This is a genomic window from Streptococcus intestinihominis (genome assembly GCF_046824975.1).
Taxonomy (GTDB): Bacteria; Bacillota; Bacilli; order Lactobacillales; family Streptococcaceae; genus Streptococcus.
Genome location: NZ_JBKQBL010000003.1, coordinates 154310 through 158347, shown reverse-complemented (window position 1 = coordinate 158347; position 4038 = coordinate 154310). Strand labels below are relative to the sequence as shown.

Below are 4038 nucleotides of genomic sequence, written 5' to 3'. Positions count from 1 at the left end.
TGAGACCTATCTGAAAGATTTGAAAGAGAAAATGGAAACGAGTAAGGCTCGCTTTAATGAATCTATGGATACGATAGGGTCCGAAGATACCGAAGTTCCGGAAGCTACTCGTGCAACCATTGTTGAAAAATTTGAAACGGCTCGAAAACAAGCTGAAGCATCTGAAAATGGGACCGCTCCATCATCGGAAACTCCAGATCCGGTATCAAGCGAGAATTCGAGTGAGTCAGATCAATAAGCGAGGGATGTTTTTAAACGTCTCGTCTAGGATGGATGAGTAGTTGCTTTACATGTAAGAGCGATTATATCTAAACAAGGAGCTGGGCTCCTTTCAGATTGAAGATAAAGTAATTTTAGAAACTTTCCTTAGGTGAGTACGGACGTCAGCGAACTTCTACGAAGTTCCATGACTTAGTTTTGAGCCTAAGGTCTCAAAACTCCCGAGTGCCTGAAACACATTTGTTTCAGGCACTTTTCTCACGGCGGAAAGTTTTTCATCTTCTTAAATGACTAAAAAATGAAAGTCATTTTTTGAAAATCATCCAGCTGTTTTATAAAAAAAATAATAGTTTGTCTGCATTCAACAAGGAGCTGGGCTCCTTTTTTTCATTCTCCTCTATAGAAGCGTCTTCAGTTACGAATTATATAAGTGGAGGTGATGACATGTTTATTGCGACAGATGCCAAGCAACGACGATGGAATTGTTTGGAGAAGATCCCGATGAAAAAGGAAGGTCCCTTTTTCTGTCTCTTGTGTGGAAAGGAAGTCCGCTTAAAGAAAGGGGTCGTGATGCGTCCTCATTTTGCTCACGTTAGCCTAGAGGCTTGTCCCTTTTATCATGAGACGGAGAGTCCCGAACATCTAGAGTTAAAGCTGGGGCTTTATCAATGGGCCAAGCAAAACTCAGATGCTGAAGTAGAAAGTCCTCTGCAGGCTTTCCAACAGATTGCGGATGTTCTCCTTCCGGATCAAAAGATTGCCTTAGAAGTTCAATGTAGTTCCTTGTCTATGGAGCGTTTGAAAGAACGGAGCGATGCCTATCGCAAGCATGGTTATCAGGTCTATTGGTTGTTAGGGAAAAACTTGTGGCTTAAGAAAAGCTTGTCTGCTCTGCAAGAAGGTTTTGTCTATTTTAGTCAAAATAGGGGCTTTCATCTCTGGGAGTTGGACCTAGAGAAGCAGGAAGTTCGTCTCCACTATCTCATTCATCAAGACTTGCGAGGGCGTCTTTATTATCGGACTCAACACTTTCCTTTTTATGGAGGTAATCTGTTAGAAGTTTTGCGGACGCCTTATGCCCAACAAAACTTGCAACAAATGACAGTCCCTCTAGACAGACAGTTTAAGGACTATCTTCGTCAACAGCTGTATTACCGCCATCCTAAATGGATGGCCCTTCAGGAACAACTCTATCTGAAAGGAAATCATCTCCTGGAATTGGACTTGGAAGCCTTTTATCCCCTTTGTCGGCCGCTGAAGTCTTCCCATTTTATACAGATTAGGGGAGATTGGCGAAGCTATTACCAGGACTTTATGAGCTACTATCGTCGAACTGGAATGAAAGCGACGCAGACTCTTTATTCCCCTCGTTTTTATCAGAATGGGAAAGCTTAAATTTCCGTGAATCAAATACCCCCAAATGGTAATATATGTGATAAAATAGAAACATTGGAGGATTTTTGTAATGGTAAAACAACGAAATGAAATTGATGAAAAATACCAATGGGATTTGTCGACCATTTTTGCGACAGACCAAGCTTGGGAAGAAGAAGCAACTGCTTTAGCTGCAGCGATTAAAGATGCTGCCCATTTTGCAGGCTCTTTATTGTCTTCTCCAGCCAATCTATTAGAAACCACAGAAGTTTATTTGGACTTGAGCCGTCGTTTGGAGAAGGTCTATGTCTACGCCCATATGAAGAATGACCAGGATACACGCGTAGCCAAATACCAAGAATTCCAATCAAAAGCCATGTCTCTATACAGCCTTTTAGGGGAGACCTTTGCCTTCTACGAACCAGAATTTATGGAGATCACCGAAGAGCAATATGCCAACTTCTTGAAAGAAGTCCCTGCCTTAGAAGCTTATGCTCATTACTTTGACAAATTGCTCAAAACCAAAGAGCACGTTCTTTCTCAAAAAGAAGAAGAATTGCTAGCAGGAGCGGGTGAAATCTTTGCTGCGGCAGGGGAAACTTTTGAGATTTTGGACAATGCCGATATCGTCTTCCCAATGGTGAAAGATGACCAAGGCCAAGAAGTGCAGTTGAGCCATGGAAACTATATCTCTTTGGTAGAGTCGAAGGATCGCCAAGTCCGTAAGGAAGCTTACCAAGCCTTGTATGGTGTCTACGAACAGTACCAACATACTTATGCCAAGACCCTTCAGACCAACGTCAAGGTCCACAATTACAATGCTAAGGTTCGCAAATTCTCTAGCGCGCGTGAAGCAGCTCTTTCTGCTAACTTCATCCCAGAGAGTGTCTATGATAGCCTGGTAGAGGCAGTGAACAAGCATTTGCCACTCTTGCAACGCTACGTGAAGTTGCGCTCAAAAATCTTGGGAATTGAAGATTTGAAGATGTATGATGTCTACACGCCATTGTCTTCTACTGATTACAAGTTCACCTACGAAGAAGCCCTTGCTAAGTCTGAGCAGGCTTTGGCGGTGCTTGGTGATGATTACCTATCCCGCGTGAAGCGCGCCTTCACCGAACGTTGGATCGACGTGCATGTCAACCAAGGGAAACGCTCAGGGGCCTATTCAGGTGGATCGTATGATACCAATGCCTTTATGTTGTTAAACTGGCAGGATACATTGGACAATCTCTTCACCTTGGTGCATGAGACTGGCCACAGTATGCATTCTAGCTATACTCGTGAAACGCAGCCTTATGTCTATGGGGATTACTCTATCTTCCTTGCTGAGATTGCTTCCACAACCAATGAAAATATCTTGACTGAGCAATTGTTGGCAGAAGTAGAAGATGATGAAACCCGTTTTGCCATTCTCAACCACTTCTTAGATGGTTTCCGTGGTACCGTCTTCCGTCAAACCCAGTTTGCTGAGTTTGAGCATGCGATTCATAAAGCAGATCAAGAAGGACAGGTCTTGACCAGCGAATTCTTGAATGAGCTCTATGCGGACTTGAACGAGAAATACTATGGTCTTTCTAAAGAAGACAATCCAGAAATCCAATACGAATGGGCTCGCATTCCTCATTTCTACTATAACTACTATGTTTTCCAATATTCAACTGGTTTTGCGGCAGCCTCTGCCTTGGCTGAGAAAATCGTTCATGGAACACAGGAAGATAAGGACAAATATCTAGAGTATTTGAAGGCCGGAAATTCGGATTATCCACTCAACGTGATCCGCAAGGCGGGTGTTGATATGGAAAAAGAAGACTACCTCAATGCCGCCTTTGAAGTTTTTGAACGTCGTCTCAATGAATTTGAGGCTCTGGTTGAAAAATTAGGATTGGCCTAAGATGGTAGAGTCTTACAGTAAAAATGCCAACCACAATATGCGCCGTCCAGTTGTCAAGGAGGAAATTGTCTCCTTCATGCGGGAGCGCCAAGCGCCGGTAACGGATGCTTTAAAGGAGCTAGAAGAATTTGCTCGGCGGGAAAATATTCCCATCATCCCTCATGAAACGGTCGCTTTCTTTCGTCTCTTTTTGCAGACCATGCAGCCCAAATCGATCTTAGAAATTGGGACAGCGATCGGCTTTTCGGCTCTCCTGATGGCGGAGCAAGTGCCTGATGCAAGGATTACAACCATTGATCGCAACGAGGAAATGATTGGTTTTGCCAAGGAAAACTTTGCACGCTTTGACCAGCGTGACCAAATCACCCTCTTAGAAGGGGATGCGGTGGACTTGTTGGAGCATATCGAGCAACGCTTTGACTTGATTTTTATGGATTCGGCTAAGTCCAAGTACATCGTCTTTCTTCCAGAAGTTCTCAAACGGTTGGAAGTTGGGGGAGTGGTGATTTTAGACGATATCTTCCAGGGGGGAGATGTGGCGCGTGATATTA

General features: G+C 43.7%; 3 protein-coding genes and 1 pseudogene. All 4 read left to right on the top strand.

The annotated features are described in order from the left end of the window. Window positions 1-238 (top strand): annotated as a pseudogene (locus ACLOR3_RS05900) (hypothetical protein); the annotation flags it as partial. A 425-nt stretch (window positions 239-663) separates the two neighbouring features. Next, on the top strand, window positions 664-1614 hold the full coding sequence (locus ACLOR3_RS05895; protein ID WP_411400524.1) for a competence protein CoiA: 951 nt from the start codon (window positions 664-666) through the stop codon (window positions 1612-1614). 70 nt (window positions 1615-1684) lie between these two features. Then, window positions 1685-3487 (top strand): oligoendopeptidase F, encoded by a 1803-nt coding sequence (gene pepF / locus ACLOR3_RS05890; protein WP_195324149.1) that lies wholly within the window; start codon window positions 1685-1687, stop codon window positions 3485-3487. A 1-nt stretch (window position 3488) separates the two neighbouring features. After that, window positions 3489-4038 (top strand): O-methyltransferase (locus ACLOR3_RS05885; protein ID WP_412037069.1); only part of this gene is annotated, 550 nt, incomplete at its 3' end.